This window comes from Lacipirellula sp., assembly GCF_965279485.1.
Classification (GTDB): domain Bacteria; phylum Planctomycetota; class Planctomycetia; order Pirellulales; family Lacipirellulaceae; genus Lacipirellula.
The window spans coordinates 1007263-1022343 of the sequence record NZ_CBDIIC010000001.1 but is presented as its reverse complement, the minus strand read 5'-3'; the positions used below and the strand labels follow the sequence as shown (position 1 = coordinate 1022343).

Genomic DNA, 15081 nt, shown 5'->3' with positions numbered 1-15081 from the left:
GATAGCAGCTCCATATCGCTTCGGTCGTCCGTTAGTTCTATCGTCGCGTGCCATTGCTAGTCCTTCCGAGGTGTCGTGGTTCATCCCCGGGAAGGCAGGCAATATACATACCGTCTTTACGTATTTGGTCGCAGGCGGCCAGGATTCAGACAGCGCCGTAGGCTCCTCGAAACTTAGGCATGGTGGTCGCGTCGTAGCTTCACATCCCCCGAGACGAATCATAAAACTAATGGCATTAGTTACGGCTCCAGTTCTTGCGACCGCGGTTGTAAACGGCCGTGCCCCAGACGAAATGACACCCGGTCACCGCGAGAACGGGTCCGGTACGAGCTCCGAAAACCGCGGAGACGACACCATTGAAAACGTCGACGCTCCGGGCGCCGATGGCACATTGAGTAGGCAAATCATGCTTGGCGGAGCCGCTGCTCATGCGAACGAATGGGGCCATCGGGCTCAAGCTGACTCAACTACTGTCGATTGCGATGCGACGTTGTTTCAAATGGCGGCGTGTTATAAGCGGAGTGTTGTAGCTAAATCGGCCTTTCACTTTTCAATCCCACCTCGTCGGCGAGACGCTCACTGACATCGCACGGGAGTTTGTCCCGCTTTACATTTGCGCTCGGTGTGAAGTGCTACGGCATCGTTGAAGGCGCGAGGAGCTTGGTCACACCGCGTGATGCACCGCCACTGCTGAGCGCGTCACGGCTTTCAGAACTGCCTTTCATGTCCTATCGAGCGTCGTCTTGATCACCCCAAAGAGTGGAACCCGCCAAGCGGATTCTCAGCGGGTTTTGAGTATAATCGGGTCGCTCTTAGCAGATCACTCAGACCCCTGAAGCTTCACCAGCTTGTTGTAGAGGCCGAGGATCAGGAACGTAGGCGCCCACTGTCCAACGAACGTGGCGTCCCTATCCTGGCCCATCGACTTAAGAGCCAGAGAACCCAAAATGGACGCGCCAGCCGCCCAGAGAAACACATCCGATGGAACTTTGGCCGTCTGCTCCTCGATCATCTTGGCTACGTAGCCTTCTCCGGCGTGGGGTTGGGCGCCAATTCGACTGGCAGTTGCGGTTTGGGACATTCGCATTCTCCTAATGCTATTGGCTTGCGGAAGACGGGAGTCGTCTCACCTGCGCGTGAGGTAACTGCGGCAACTCGTGCGCCGCAGAGCGATACTAGCGATCCCATTGCAAGCGCGGGAAACTCTTCGTGAATCTTTGAATCCGGGGCGAATGAGGATCGAAGACAACACGCCCGCCATCTGTCACAGCGTTGGTCCCTTGGAGGACGTGACCTCAATTTCAGGTAGGGCTGAGCAGTCGACGCTTGGATGCTCGCCCAATGCCGCGGCGACCTGAACACGTGCGACAGATTTCGGCAACGTGGTTTGATATACGATAACCTTCCGCGGCTGATCGCTGAGTAGACCGCTCAAGTCATAGAGAGACATGCTAGCTAGGCGTTAGGGAGGTGCCTCTGATGCACGGCACATATCAGACGAGGCACGACATTTGCCTCTTAGCTCGTCTTCCAAGTGACGCTTCATTGCTCGGCTGTCTCACGAAATAGCTCAGCGAACGCAACTCTCAAGCGTCGTGAACGCCACTCTTGGCGGCTTATCAGTCAACTTATGCATCTGTAATTTTCATGCGCCAGATTACAGCGGACTAGCGCGCTCTAAGGAATCACGGACCTCTATGTTCTATCACTTTCAGAACCTGATCAACCCAATCGTCGACGATGAGCCAGATCCCTCCGCCGCCAACGCCCTGCAGGAAGGTCTCGGCGGTCAGTTTGGTGAAATGCGAACGATGATGCAGTACCTATTTCAGAGTTTTAACTTCCGAGGAGAGGCGACTCCTTACTTGGACTTAATTCAGGGAATTGGGATCGAAGAAATTAGTCATGTTGAATTGATTTCGAAAACAATCTCAAAGCTTCTCGACGGGGCACCCGAGTACCACGGGAAAAAGTTCGACGTGCCTGGCAAGGGCGGCAAGGCAACGATGGACATGGCTAAGGAGCAACAAAATCCACACCATTTCATCGTTGGCGCTCAGGGCGCGCTGCCGGTAGACGCCGCTGGTAACCCTTGGAGCGGTAGCTATGTCCATTGCAACGGCAACTTGGTTCTAGATCTCCTGGACAACCTCGTTCTCGAGTCGACTGGACGCCTGCAGAAGTGCCGAATTTATCAGATGTCTGAGAACAAAACGTTGCGCGCGACTGTGGCATTTCTGATTGCGCGCGATGAGGCGCACGAAATGGCGTTTGCGAAGGCGCTTGAGACCCTTGGTGTCGAATGGAATAAACTCTTGCCCATTCCAAAGTTCGACTCGTCGAAGTATCCAGAAGTTAAGAAACTGATCGATGCTGGAATAAACCGGGAGCAGTATCACTTTCGCCTTGATAGTTCTCAAATGGAAAAGATATTCTCTGGGGCGGCTCCGGCAAATGATGGAACTGAATTAGTTACCCTAGCGGAGCCAATCGAGAAATACCCGATTCCCGCCGCTCAAGAGAGACCTGAAGAGTTCTCTCCGGGACTGGACCCAGAGCTGGACGATTTAGCCGCCGCGTTGACCGAGGCGAAGGCAAAGCTGAAATCTGGAAGTGGCAAGGGCTAGAACCCGCGGACAGATGAATAGATTCGTGTGTAGCGGTTAGCGGCAATGATTTTCGGCTAAGCTACGGCCGTCAACTAAATGAATGCTGCACTTTGCAACAGAGAATTTCTGACGATCTCAAGTTAATAAAAGAATGCGGGTGCAATAAGGCACCACGCGAGTGGCCACTCGCGTGGTGCGCGTACCCACTCGCAGGAACCGCAGGCCGCGAAGCGCGGCTTCGGCAAGGACCACTGCGAGTGTGACCAGCATACCGGCGTTGAACCTTAGTTGGCCGCTAGATCTCGCTGATGTCATGAGATTTCTCCAAAACCTGACGGAGTTCGTGGAGAATCCCGACGTCGTCCCGCGTCTGTTATGGAGCTTTTCTGGCGCGAGGTGAAGATCGCATCTGCTAACTTGGCAACTGCGGCTCGTCCGACGGTAGAGGATAGGTATGCACTTCGCATTAGCGAGTTATCTACAAGCTAACGGCTCGCCTCCGCCGCTGCCTTACGCCACTAAGGTGGTCGGCCGGTCAATTGACGAAAAGCTAGTCACAAATGCACGCCACAGATGCCATCTATAAAGTTTCGAGAATTTTCGCCGAACTTCCCTACACGGATTCTTGGCTGAAGATTTGCCATCATGCCGAGCGGCTTGAACGCGTTGAGATCACAGCGTTCGACTCTAACGGCGAAGGGACTTGGCTGCGATTCACTTACGCCGACTTCAAGTTCGCGGTTGGCGAATACAACGAGCGAATCCGGCTGACTGTGAATGATGGGAATTGTCCACCTGATTTGCTAATCGAAGTGACCGAACATTTCGCCGCTTTACTCTCACCTCACATGCAACAGTGTTGAGACGCCAAGCCTTACGGCGGCTCATCGGGCTTCTGCTACGACGATGAGTCGTCGGCGGTTTGCGTTGAGCGCGCCTGGCCTCCGCTAATAAGCATACCGGGCGGAATAGTTTCTCAGCCTGTACGGTGATTAATATCGACCACCGCACGGGCCAATCGCAGATGTGGGTTGGGCATTGGCGCAGCAGTTCCCCGACCGGACCGGCCCACGCAGCGAAATTTGTTTGAGACGTACCAAGCGATCTATTTCTTCGCGCAATGTAACTTCCGCATCATTGAATCGATCGAACTTTAGATTCGGACGGTCAACTTTCCACTTGCACCGTACGAGATGTAGAACACTCAATCGAAATGGCTCGCCCGGCGCTTGAAAGATTTGGCCTACGATCTGCCGATCTATCGTGGCATACCAGGCATACCCTTTCTCTGGCGCGCCGTGGTCCGCGCCGGAGGTCAGTGAAGCGAAGCGCTCGTGGCTAATCGCTTCGATTTCCATAGCAAAAACCCCACGAAGGCTTGAGCGGCCGATAGAAAAGCTTCAGTCTAGATAATTCCGTTGTAGACGGTATGCCGCCCATTCGATAATCGAGCGCACCCTCCGAAACTAATCCTTGGTTTCGCGGTTGCGAAGTGCCAAGTTTGGAATGCGAGTATTTAGGGCAACGGATGGTCAACTTCTCGCGACGATTGAGGTGCTTAGTGCTGCAGGCGGGTCAGAGGCCGCTCGCAGGCGAAATGTTTGGGGCGGACTAACGAAAAAGCGTGATGGAACAGGAATGTTCCACCACGCTTACGCCGGGCAATTTCATGCTAACGCCAGTTAGTTAGCGGCGGGGGCCGTTCGTTGCGAGGTGCGGGCCGGCTGTCCTTTCGCGCCCTCGAGCTCCGCCATGATCTTCTTAGCTTCTTCCAAGTGCTTCGTGGCCATCTGTTCGCCTTCAACGATGACAGCTTGAAGCTGCGGGTTGGCGAAGCTTTTGCTGCCTTGGAGTTGAGCCAGCATTCCAACATGAGCGCCGATCTGCTGACCGATGTAGCACTTGTCGAACTCAGCGCCCTGCTTGCCTTCCATCTCTTTCTGGGTCAAAACCAGGCACTGTTGCTTGATCGCCTTTGCCAGCTCCAACTCCGGCGAATCTCCAGCTTTACCAGCCGCTTCGCCCTGTTGACGAGCTTGCCAGTCTGCAGTGCCTAGGGTGAGGCCAGCCACCTGAGGAACCGCTTGCTCCAGCTTAGTCATGGCTTGTTGATGCTGCTCGACCATGTGGGCGGCGAACTTCTTCACCTCGGGATGCTCCGCATGCTTTTGCGCGATTTCCGCTATAGCAACCTCTTCTTGATTCCCCAACACTAGGCATGAAGCGATTTGCTGGCTTAGATCGCCCGCCGCCTGGGCGTTCTCCGCATTGCCGGTCTGACGACCATTAGCTGGAGTTGCCTGACGTTGCCCAGGTTGGTTTCCTGGTGCGCCAGCGTCATTGATCCCCGACTGGTTCACCGCGGGCTTCCCGGTCGTCGAATCAATCGTTGTTTGCGCATGAGCGACCATGGTAAGGCATGTGACACTAGCCGCTGCCAGAACAGACTTTCGTAGCACCATAAATAACGCCATCTCGATATCTCCTACTAAACTTGACTCACGCCTCAGGATGAATCACGTCTACAAACATGAGGCCATGGCCCAGTTGACGCGATCAAAGCGATGGGATCTAAGGTGCAATCGATGTACCATTCAGCGTGTGCCAAGCTGCGACAACCGCGGAAAAATAGTAAGCGGTAGTAATCATCAAAGTCACGCATCAAGCCAGGAACTTGCCAATCACTTTCCGCGTGAAGCGAGTGACTAGAAGCTTCGTGTCACGTCCACAATATCGGTGGGCGCAAAGAAGTAACGCGAAGAGATGCCACTCTATCCCTCAGGGACGGTGGCTTGGCCCATCGCCTCTAGGTAGGTCATATGCTCTTGAACGGCTTGACTACTAGCCATGAGTCTGGGAATCCATCGCCTGCTCATCATGGCGTCTGCATCGGCTGATCCGCTGTCACATTGCGGCGTGAACCGATTCTGGCTTTCATTGAAGGGGACGCACCCATCTAGTAATTTACGATTTCGATATTTCCTTGGCATTGTGTTCAGCAGTTACCCTCAGTCGCCCCCGTCCTCCACACCGATTCCGAGGAAGGTTCATATATTGATCGCAAGTGCGCGTTCTACTCATATCTATGCAGTGCTTGGCAATTCGACTTGCCTAGGGGCGAGCCGCAGTGCGCCATGACTAAATGTTCGCTAGCATTACGTGACTGCGTCGGCGACGCTAAGGGTCGCAGGTGAAGCAGCGCCGTTAAGTCGCCGGTGCCGTGCCAATGGGACCACATCAGTCGCCAGCCCAACCCGCTCCAAGCATTTAATGAAGTAGTAATTCAAGTCAAACTCCCACCATCGGGTCTGCACCGATGCGGACGCTTGGTCTGAATGATGGTTGTTATGCCACCCCTCTCCACCAGTGATCAAAGCAACGAACCAGTTATTGCGGCTATGGTCAGGTGTGTTGAAGTTTCTATAGCCGAAAATGTGTGAGAGCGAATTCACGCTCCACGTGATATGCCATACGTATACAGTTCGCGCTAACACACCCCACACTAGAATGCTGGAAGCCATTTGGAATGCCGGCGCATTGCTTCTCATAACGGCGAAAGAGATGGCCCAAGCAATCAGAAAGTACGCGAAGGCGTGGAGGAGATAAATCCACGCGAACGCGGCTCGTGACCGTTCTAAATACATATAGAAGGGGTCCTGCAGTATGTCACGAGAATATTTCTCGTAGAACGACATTGGCGTTCGGCTTTGGTTCTTCACGCACAGCCATCCCACGTGCGACCAGATGAAGTTTACCAACGGCGTATGCGGATCCTCTTGTTCATCAGTGTTCCCGTGATGCTTGCGGTGCCACGCCACCCATTTTGCGGGGGTCTCCTGCGCACTGCACAGCGCGAGGACTACGAAGGAGTGTTCCAGCCATTTCGGCGTTTTGAAACTGCGGTGAGTCAGTTGGCGATGGTAGCAAACCGGAATTCCGATTTGTCCGAAGACGATTACACCTACCCAAAAAGCGATGACGCCAAACCAGCTGAAGAACCAGGGCAAGAAGACCAACATTGCCAAGAGATGCATGATCGCAAAGGATAGTGCATAACTCAGCTGCAAGTGATTCGCATCGACCGATGGGGGATGAGCAACCTTTCGTATCAGCGGCGCTGACCTTAAGAGAGCTCCATTCGGGGAGGGCATCCAAACACTCCTATTGACGGTGACGTGACGGTAGAATCGAGTAGAGAGCAATGCCCAAGCACTTGCTGTCAGGCGTCAATCGATATCATGTCGGGACGTGCCGAACATGCTTCTGCTAAACCTTACAACGACTTGTAATGCCTCTTCGCGTCGCGGTGGACGCCGCAGCACCGCACTGGACGCCCCGCTGCCTTAAATACTCGGAAAGCATATTGCCGTGGCTACTCTGACAGTTGTTCTGGCTGATGATCATTCAGTTGTGCGCGAGGGGCTCAAATCCCTCATTGCTGCCGAACCAGACATGAAAGTGGTGGGCGAAGCATCAGATGGACTGGCAGCCGTCGTGATGATTGACCGCCTCGCCCCCGACGTCGCGGTAGTAGACGTCTCAATGCCCGGCCTGAATGGAGTTGAAGCCACGCGACGGATCCGGCAAGACTCACCAAAAGTTAAAGTCCTCGCACTCACCGTCCATGAGGACCGAAGTTACTTGCGGCAAATCCTTGACGCGGGCGCGAACGGATACGTTCTGAAGCGCGCCGCTTCGCAAGCGCTGATCGGCGCGATCCGAGCGATCGCGTCTGGCGGCACGTATATCGATCCCGGCATCGCTGCCAAACTAGTGAAACGGCCGGGCCATGGGACCATCAGTAGCACAGCGTCAGCTGATGGAATGAGCGCACGTGAAGAGGAAGTGCTTCGGCTAATTGCTCAGGGTTTCAGTAATAAGGAAATTGCCGCGCGCCTCGCGGTTAGCACCAAATCAGTGGAGACCTATAAGGCTCGCTGCATGGAAAAGCTGGGCCTGACGAGTCGCGTCGAGATAGTCCGCTTCGCGGTCCAAGAAGGGTGGCTGCAGGGATAATGAATCCCGTATCTCAATCGGTCACCACATGAAGGTATCTCAGTGTCGTTGAGTTCAACGAAGGCGTTCCGAATTGTTGATTCGCCAGCTGGATGAAACAGTCGCATGACCGATTCTCACGCCACGCAGCCACCATCCCCCGGGGACATTGAGCGTCAGTTTCGCGAAGTGAATGAGGCGCTACTGCTCTCGTCACTTCGGCAACATGAACTCACCGAGCAGGCGCAAGAGAGCGAGGCGCGATATCGCGCTCTGTTCGAGACGTCTCCCATGGCCGTATTAGTATGTGATCGCGAGGGTGTGATTCAGGAATACAACGCCTGCGCAGTGCAGCTATGGGGCCGAGAACCCGTTCGCGGCCTTGAAAAGCATTGCGGGTCAACACGAATGTGGCACCCCGATGGCTCGCCGCTCCCCCACGAATGCAGTCCGATCATTGCGGTGCTCGAAAGCGGCATTTCGTCCCACAACGTTGAATTCGTAATGGAACGGCCAGACGGCTCACGAATCCCTGTGATAGTCGACGTGGCAGCCACCACGAATTTGCAAGGACAAGTCACAGGAGCAATTACAGCGTTCCTTGACATCAGCGATAGGAAATATGCGGAAGAATCGCTTCGCGTCGCCAATGAACATCTCGAACGCCGAGTCTCCGAACGTACTGCGGAACTTCATCAGGCGAATGTCGCCCTCCGCGAAGAAATCGAGGAGCGGAAGCAAGTTGAAAAATCGCGGCAACAGTTGCTCCACGCCCTCGTCACCGCGCAGGAGGAAGAGCGTCGACGAATTTCTCGGGAACTCCATGACCAAATGGGACAGCTGATCGTCGGTCTCATGCTCGGCCTCAAATCGATCGATGACGCCTCAAGCGAAAAGACCATCGGCAAGCGTCTTCAGACACTGCAAGATATCGCCAATCAAATCGGAAGTGAGATCCACGAACTCGCCTTCAGGTTACGGCCCACGGCACTCGATGACCTCGGCCTTGAGGCTACGCTTACTAACTACATCGAGAATTGGTCTGAGTCGACGGAGATAATGGTCGATTTCCACTCCCGTGGCATGGACTGCAATCGCTTGCCTTCGACAGTAGAGACTGCGTTGTATCGCATTGCGCAGGAATGCCTGACGAACGTGCTGAAGCACGCTCATGCATCCCGAGTGAGCGTGATTTTAGAATGCGATGAGGACATCACGACTCTAGTAATCGAAGACAACGGCGTCGGCTTCGATGCTGACGCGGCAACGTCTGGTGTGAGGAAGCTTGGAATCTTAGGAATGCATGAGCGACTCGCCGCGATCCAGGGACATATGCAAATCGAATCGACGGTTGGCCAGGGAACCACCATGATTGCGCGTATCCCTGTCGCATGACCAGCAACGCCGGAAGACCTCGACTTTAATGACTCCCGCTTTCGAAGCCAAGATCGCCGTTGCGAGGGGTTATGTCTTTAAGTTATCCCTTTAACTAGCGATCTCAAGGCAGACTTCGTCACTCTTTCTCCTCACGCCTTCGCGCGGCGGCCGCTCGATCGCGATCGGCTATTTCTTGATTAAGCGGCGTGGGCACGCCGGTGATGAGACCATGGTAGTCCGTGAGGTGATCGCCCACCCGCAAACCTTCCGCAGTAATCGCATATTCGCAAATGTCTTTACTGTGTTTTCCGCGCCGCATCTTGATCACCATCATTACATTGCGAATTTGCCCCGCGATTTCGACGTAGCGCAAGCGAATGACATCGTCGCTAAGGAACGATATCTCGTATGGGCTCAGCGCCAACTCAGTGAAGCTCTCCACCAATTCGACGGTGCTGATGATGGTGACGCCAGTGCGGGTGAGCGCTCCGATCATCCTATATAGGGATTCACGAAAGTCCTCGCGGAAGCCAGGCGCCAGGGCCAGTTCAAACCCAGCCAGCGAGTCAATGACCAGCCGCTTAGCTCCAGTCCGCTCGACCGCGTCGATAATCTCGCGCATGGTCTCGTCGACGGAAAGATCGAGCGGCCGGAGATAAAGGAGTGTCAGCTTGCCATTGTGTTGCGGACCGTCGAAATCCATGCCGAGCGATTTCGCCCGCCCTGCGTATTCCTCGGGCCGCTCCTCGAAAATCGCAATGATTCCTGGCTCTCCGTGCCGCAGGCCTTCATTGACAAATTGCGTGGCAATCACCGACTTCCCCGATCCGGACGGGCCTGCGATCAACACGCTGTCGCCCTCCGGGAACCCTCCGCCGAGCATCGCGTCCAGCTCTTTAACTCCGGACGAAAGTCGCCGTGGCACACCGCCGCTACTGCTGATCGGTCTACCTGTTAGCCCGTACGTACGGGGGAAAGTCTCGACTCCGCGATCGGTAATGCGAAATGTATGCAACCCCGGGATCGGCGCTTGCCCGCGTAGTTTCATGACTTGAAATTTTCGAACGATTGAGTTGCGCTCGATTTGTTGCGTCATCCAATACAAGCCGTCCGAGACTGTGAACACTGGGTTGTCGCGGATCTCCCCCTCGGTGTATTCGCCAATCAAGAAGGTCGTAGCCTCCCAGCTTGTTAGATGCAGCGCCAACCGTTGAACGAACGCTTGTAGCTCTGTTTCGCTAGTCCCCCCCGCGCTCTTTCGCACAACAGTTCGAAATGAATCCACAACGACGACGCCAGGACTAGCCGCCTCGACCTCCGTGATGATGGCGGCAAGAACAGCGTCGAGATCTTTCTCAAGGACCACCTCGCTGAGATTAATGAGACGCACCGCCTTGCCGAGTTTCTCAAGATCGAAGAACTCAAACTGCTGCTGGTAACGGAGCATCTTGATCGCCGGTTCACCCAGCACCGTGAAGTAGAGCGCCGGTCGCTCTGGGGTCGCATTGGCGAACATAATTTGGTGTGCGAGCGTCGTCTTCCCGCCACCGGGCGCTCCAGCAATGATATTGAAGGAGAACTCAGGCAGACCGCCGCCCATGATCTGGTCGAGGCCAGGGACGCCGGTCGGCAGCTTACGAATTGGGACTCGCTTCTTCGTAGTCATGATTTGTCCTCCGTGTTCGAAGGCGTGTTCTCCAAGTTCGCGTCCGGCCAACCGTCGCGTATCAAGCCTAGCGTGATGGGTTCACCGACAAACGTTACTAGCAACTTGAGCAAATGGGCTACCACGCTGATAGCAGCTTCGCGGTCGCTTTTCTCACAGTCCGCGAGACCCACAAGCGAGCCATCCATATTCGCTCGGACTGCAGCAAGGCAAGGAGCCTTGGACTTAGCTAGCGCGAGTGCTCGGGAAATGAGCGAGTGGTAACCCGCGTGACCGGCGAGCTTTGCGAGCGGAATCCGCAGCTTTTCGCATACGCTCGCGACTTCGCTCTCGATTTCCCCATGCATCTCGCCTCTCGAAATTTCGAGGGCGACTAATCGTCGGGCCAGTTCTTCAGGGGCGGCCGTCATGGAATCCATCGGCGCTCTGGTGGGAGTGAATGCCAAAAGGCCTGGACGTTTACGCCCAGCTTACCGTTGAATAGGTACTAGACTAGCCGAAGGCTGATCATAATTGACGTAATGTTCCTGATAATAGAACAGTGCTACCGCACAATGCCAAGGGTCATCGTGCCCTAATGATTCTTCGCGATCTCTCGGCACTAAACGCAATCTTGTCCGATGGCTTTCTCTCGGCCCAATTACTTCCTAATCATGTTTCCATCGGAATTACGTGTCAGGTTATTGCGAGGCCCCGTGAAGACTGAGAGACGAGATCTCTCCAGTGCCCGCAACGCTTCAATCTCTGGTGTGCCGAGCCAACGGCGTAGCAGAAACAATGCTGACGTTCGAAGCCATCCCCGCCACCCCAAGGCAATCGGTAGCCCAAGAGCTCAGCTCGATCTGCCACCAGAGCAGACCATGTTTAGTGGAGCTGGAAATGGCGTGGTGCGAGTAATGCCAGCGATCACCCAGTCCAAGAAGGGAGACGGCTCCGCATTCTTCTAGCGACTACCGGCGGATCCATCACCGGCCTACCTGCGATGAATCTGGGTGGAATTCCGAAGTGCGCGCGTCTCATGGCGATCTCCGAAAAACCTGACAGGGATAGCAACGAACCCTTACGCCGCTCGATCACGTCGACTGCTAAGTTTCAGGATGCGAGACTACGAACACGCCCCTGAAAGTGAACGATGGTTGACACTGATATGAGTTGCGTAGCGTGCGACGGTAGTGGCCGCTGTAATCACTGCGACGGTGAGGGGTCGTACCCGTCTGAAGACATGGAGCAGCCGGCCAACCGGCGAGCGTGCAAAGCGTGCTACGCCAGCGGACGGTGCCAGGTGTGCCAAGGCGGCAAAGTGCCAAGTCCGGCTGGGGTTCGAGGGGGCATCCGATGACTGAAAGGACCGACTGGTTGCCTGTAATTCAGTGGGGCAAGATGAACGTCAACGGCGCTGCGTATACAGGTCGTCGAACTTTCGCTGAACTACCTAACACGCACTGTTGGCTAAGGATTTGTCAGCACGCGGAGCTTATCGATCGCGCGGAGATTAAAGAGCTCAACATGGACGGCGACGACTCTTGGATCTGCTTCGAATGCGACGGCTACTTGTTCTCCATCGGTGAGCGCGGATCCCATGTCCGACTGTCGGTCAATGACGCAGATTGCCCTCAAGACGTACTCACTGAAGTAACTGAGCATTTCGCCGTATTGCTCTCACCTCACATGCGAGACTGTTAAGACGCAGGTCCGGACGGCGGCACCCTCTATGACACTGCGTCTGGCCGCTGAAATGTGCCGCACGGGCCCGGAGGCAGTAGCAAAGGCGGGCCGGCGCCGCCACCCAAGCGCAACCTCTGAGGCTACCTGGGCTCCGCCGCTGGGCATTTTGATTACCCGCGTGCTGGAATTCCAACTGTTTTTATTCGGATGTATTTGGCAATAATAGACAAAGCTGAGCCAGAATTGACGTGCGTGCAGGCACGTTGCTCGACACAGCAGAAGGAAGCACCTAAAGCGGCATTCGCCATCTGTGCATGCCAGATTGACGACACTCTCCTCACCGGACGATTCGCGACCAACGTCAGAGCGGCGTGAGCGAAATCGATTACCAGCGAATCGAAGAAGTCGAGTAGCCAGACCTGGTGCGTTGTAAGTGAGCGATACGCCATCTCCGGATCATTGGCCGAAAGCACCAGGCAAGCAACCAAAGATAGAGGGCGGCCTGCCGTGCTGTGCAGCCGGCCGCCGCACCCCACTCGCCCCTGAGCTAACCAGGGAGAGTAAATAGCTTTCTGGTGATAGTCTAATCCAATCCCTCTCGCACATAGCGTCGTCACGCTAACGCCCGGCCTGCACTTCGCGGCATCAGCATTGCGGTGTCGGTCGCTGCTTTCGTTCGCTGGCCGCCCGTCCCCGCGAGAAAGCTGCCCTTGCTCATTGGAGGCGGCGTTCGGCATTTTCGGTATGTCCATTGCGTTAATGCTATGAATCACGCAAGTCGCGTGGCGCCGCTATCAAGGCGGTTCATCAAACAGTCGCGTTTTCTCGCTTAACTCGCTGCGTTCTTTGAGCTCTCCCGTCTCAGCTCAGCGACGTGCCCGATTGTTTCGCAGTCACAGTGGTTCGCAATTGCGCTGTTGACTCGCGTCGCGGGGGAAGTGGAGCGGCAGTTGAGGGACAAGTTGCGATTTATTTTTGACAAAGATAGAAGAAATTAATTTCCCTTCATGCTGCGAGTGAGAGTGTTTCTTGAATCCGCCAGCAAATGGGAATATTAGCCGAGCTGAAATTAGTTTTGTGGAGTCGTGAACGTGAACGCGGATTTTCCGCCATGCCTCTATCGAGGCATGCAACAACCTTGGAGTGCGTAATGCAACAAACTTTTAAGTGTTTCTTACTGTTCCTGGCCTTCGCCTTTGCGAGTTCAGTTGGGAGCGCCGAAAGCCTATACGGAATTTCTAGCTTCGTCGCCGGGTCACCCCAGCAGCTGTACACAATCGACACCGCCACCTCAGTTGTTACTTCCAGTGTGGCAATTCAAGCACCGATCGGCTCGACTACCTTCGCACTGCGAAGTATCGATGTGCGGCCCTCGACGGGGCAGTTGTACGGCATCGGCTTCAACGACAATCAGCTCTACACGGTTAACACTGCGAGCGGTGTCTTGACGGCCATCGGCTCACCGCTGCCTGTGTCAGGTGCGATTGATTTCAATCCCACAGTCGACCTTATTCGACTGATCGGCCGTTCGACGCCGAACACGAGCTACCGCGTCAATCCCACGACCGGAGCTGTCGTAATGTTAGACGGGCAGCCAACGTTCGCGGCGGGCGACGCCAACGACGGAGACATCGCCGATATTCGCACCGTCGCTTACACGAATAGCGTGACCGGAGCAGTGAGCACGACGCTTTATGACATCGATGTTTCTAACGATATTCTCGCCACACAGAACCCTGCAAATGCTGGCACGCTGCAAACCGTCGGGTCCGTAGGGGTGAACCTTGCGAATGGATTCCTAGGCAGTGGTTTCACGGGTTTCGACATTAGCGGAGCGACTGGAGTCGCCTATCTCACTGATGCCCTGCCGGGGCAGTTGAGCGGCTTGTACACCGTCAACCTGACCACCGGATTGGCGTCGTTTCAAGGCAACATTAGCGGCCTAGTCGGTCAAGGCGTAATCGCCGACATTGCAGCCATTGGTAGTGCGGTCCCTGAGCCTGCCACCTTGTGTTTAGCACTTGCGTGTGGCATGGCGACTGTCGGAATAAAGCGTCGCCGCTAATTCAGAATTCCTTATCAATGTCGGTAAACATTGCACCCGTCATGCTCTCGCATGGCGGGTGTGTTTTTATTGCACGTGCGTCACTCAAATTGCTGGTATGGCCCGGGCAATTGCGAAAGCCCATGTTTCCTCCAGCTATAGTTGATGCGGGGGTGCTCCCGACTAGCGCGTGAAGCCGACTGCCTCGTCGAGCTGATTCGGTTTCTGAAGGTTTTAGTTGGTGCGTGCGGTGTGACCACTTAGGGAGCGTTTTCCGCCTCTGCGCGGTCCACTTGGAGCGAGATTGGGCGAACGTTCGCGGCCAGTGTGCTGCACGCAAGCGGCTGGCTGGCAAGTAAATGAAGAGAGCACACCCGGAATATTACCGGCGATATCCGTCAATCTCGCAAGTAAAAGGCGTCGAGTGCGTCGCAACATCATCAGGCCTCTGCGCTGCGTCGCCCTGGGGGATGGCCGCCGCTCCGCTGGGCCTCTTCGGCAGCTTGCCAGGTGTCCGACTCGCCAACGCAACTATAATTTCAGACATGTCGATTTAAATCCGCACTGCTTCGTCGGACACATCCAATCTGTAGGTAATTATTTGACCGAGCGTGCCCGCACTGAAGTGCGGGCGGTGGCCGTCCCAGCGTTTATCGCAAGTTAGCATTCTGCCCATCCCGCCGGTTATTAGGCTCCTGAGATTGCCGCCCCCCCCCTTGGATACG

10 protein-coding genes are annotated in these 15081 nt (G+C 55.2%); 5 read left to right on the top strand and 5 right to left on the bottom strand.

Annotated elements, in window-relative coordinates:
- Positions 1 to 820: 820 nt before the first annotated feature.
- On the bottom strand, positions 821 to 1081 hold the full coding sequence (locus ACQY7R_RS04245) for a hypothetical protein (protein ID WP_428304354.1): 261 nt from the start codon (positions 1079 to 1081) through the stop codon (positions 821 to 823).
- Between the two features lie 616 nt (positions 1082 to 1697).
- On the opposite strand from ACQY7R_RS04245, the gene ACQY7R_RS04240 reads away from it, so the two are divergent.
- Both ACQY7R_RS04240 and ACQY7R_RS04235 read left to right on the top strand, forming a co-directional pair.
- Entirely contained in the window at positions 1698 to 2627 is a 930-nt protein-coding gene (locus ACQY7R_RS04240; protein ID WP_428304353.1) for a manganese catalase family protein, read from the top strand.
- A 542-nt stretch (positions 2628 to 3169) separates the two neighbouring features.
- Positions 3170 to 3472, top strand: a complete 303-nt coding sequence (locus ACQY7R_RS04235) for a hypothetical protein (RefSeq protein WP_428304352.1) — start codon at positions 3170 to 3172, stop codon at positions 3470 to 3472.
- An 819-nt stretch (positions 3473 to 4291) separates the two neighbouring features.
- Here the strand turns inward: ACQY7R_RS04235 and ACQY7R_RS04230 are convergent.
- Together ACQY7R_RS04230 and ACQY7R_RS04225 are read right to left on the bottom strand one after the other, a co-directional pair.
- Entirely contained in the window at positions 4292 to 5083 is a 792-nt protein-coding gene (locus ACQY7R_RS04230) for a DUF4142 domain-containing protein (RefSeq protein WP_428304351.1), read from the bottom strand.
- Positions 5084 to 5764: 681 nt separating this feature from the next.
- Positions 5765 to 6760: an acyl-CoA desaturase gene (locus tag ACQY7R_RS04225; protein WP_428304350.1), complete on the bottom strand. Its 996-nt coding sequence runs from the start codon at positions 6758 to 6760 to the stop codon at positions 5765 to 5767.
- 217 nt (positions 6761 to 6977) lie between these two features.
- On the opposite strand from ACQY7R_RS04225, the gene ACQY7R_RS04220 reads away from it, so the two are divergent.
- Positions 6978 to 7625 (top strand): response regulator, encoded by a 648-nt coding sequence (locus ACQY7R_RS04220; protein ID WP_428304349.1) that lies wholly within the window; start codon positions 6978 to 6980, stop codon positions 7623 to 7625.
- A 105-nt stretch (positions 7626 to 7730) separates the two neighbouring features.
- Complete coding sequence (locus ACQY7R_RS04215) at positions 7731 to 8999, top strand: PAS domain S-box protein (protein WP_428304348.1); 1269 nt, start codon at positions 7731 to 7733, stop codon at positions 8997 to 8999.
- A 118-nt stretch (positions 9000 to 9117) separates the two neighbouring features.
- On the opposite strand, the gene ACQY7R_RS04210 is transcribed toward ACQY7R_RS04215, so the two are convergent.
- Both ACQY7R_RS04210 and ACQY7R_RS04205 read right to left on the bottom strand, forming a co-directional pair.
- Positions 9118 to 10647, bottom strand: a complete 1530-nt coding sequence (locus ACQY7R_RS04210) for an RAD55 family ATPase (RefSeq protein WP_428304347.1) — start codon at positions 10645 to 10647, stop codon at positions 9118 to 9120.
- A 1835-nt stretch (positions 10648 to 12482) separates the two neighbouring features.
- A complete protein-coding gene (locus ACQY7R_RS04205) occupies positions 12483 to 13049 on the bottom strand; it encodes a hypothetical protein (RefSeq protein WP_428304346.1) in 567 nt (188 codons plus the stop codon).
- A gap of 413 nt (positions 13050 to 13462) precedes the next feature.
- On the opposite strand from ACQY7R_RS04205, the gene ACQY7R_RS04200 reads away from it, so the two are divergent.
- The gene (locus ACQY7R_RS04200; RefSeq protein WP_428304345.1) at positions 13463 to 14377 is read left to right on the top strand and encodes a DUF4394 domain-containing protein; all 915 of its coding nucleotides are present in this window, start codon (positions 13463 to 13465) and stop codon (positions 14375 to 14377) included.
- Positions 14378 to 15081 lie beyond the last annotated feature (704 nt).

Coding starts and splice junctions, on each gene's coding strand:
- ACQY7R_RS04245 (WP_428304354.1), bottom strand. CDS start 1,081: ATGTCCCAAACCGCAACTGCCAGTCGAATTGGCGCCCAACCCCACGCC.
- ACQY7R_RS04240 (WP_428304353.1), top strand. CDS start 1,698: ATGTTCTATCACTTTCAGAACCTGATCAACCCAATCGTCGACGATGAG.
- ACQY7R_RS04235 (WP_428304352.1), top strand. CDS start 3,170: ATGCACGCCACAGATGCCATCTATAAAGTTTCGAGAATTTTCGCCGAA.
- ACQY7R_RS04230 (WP_428304351.1), bottom strand. CDS start 5,083: ATGGCGTTATTTATGGTGCTACGAAAGTCTGTTCTGGCAGCGGCTAGT.
- ACQY7R_RS04225 (WP_428304350.1), bottom strand. CDS start 6,760: ATGCCCTCCCCGAATGGAGCTCTCTTAAGGTCAGCGCCGCTGATACGA.
- ACQY7R_RS04215 (WP_428304348.1), top strand. CDS start 7,731: ATGACCGATTCTCACGCCACGCAGCCACCATCCCCCGGGGACATTGAG.
- ACQY7R_RS04210 (WP_428304347.1), bottom strand. CDS start 10,647: ATGACTACGAAGAAGCGAGTCCCAATTCGTAAGCTGCCGACCGGCGTC.
- ACQY7R_RS04205 (WP_428304346.1), bottom strand. CDS start 13,049: ATGCCGAACGCCGCCTCCAATGAGCAAGGGCAGCTTTCTCGCGGGGAC.
- ACQY7R_RS04200 (WP_428304345.1), top strand. CDS start 13,463: ATGCAACAAACTTTTAAGTGTTTCTTACTGTTCCTGGCCTTCGCCTTT.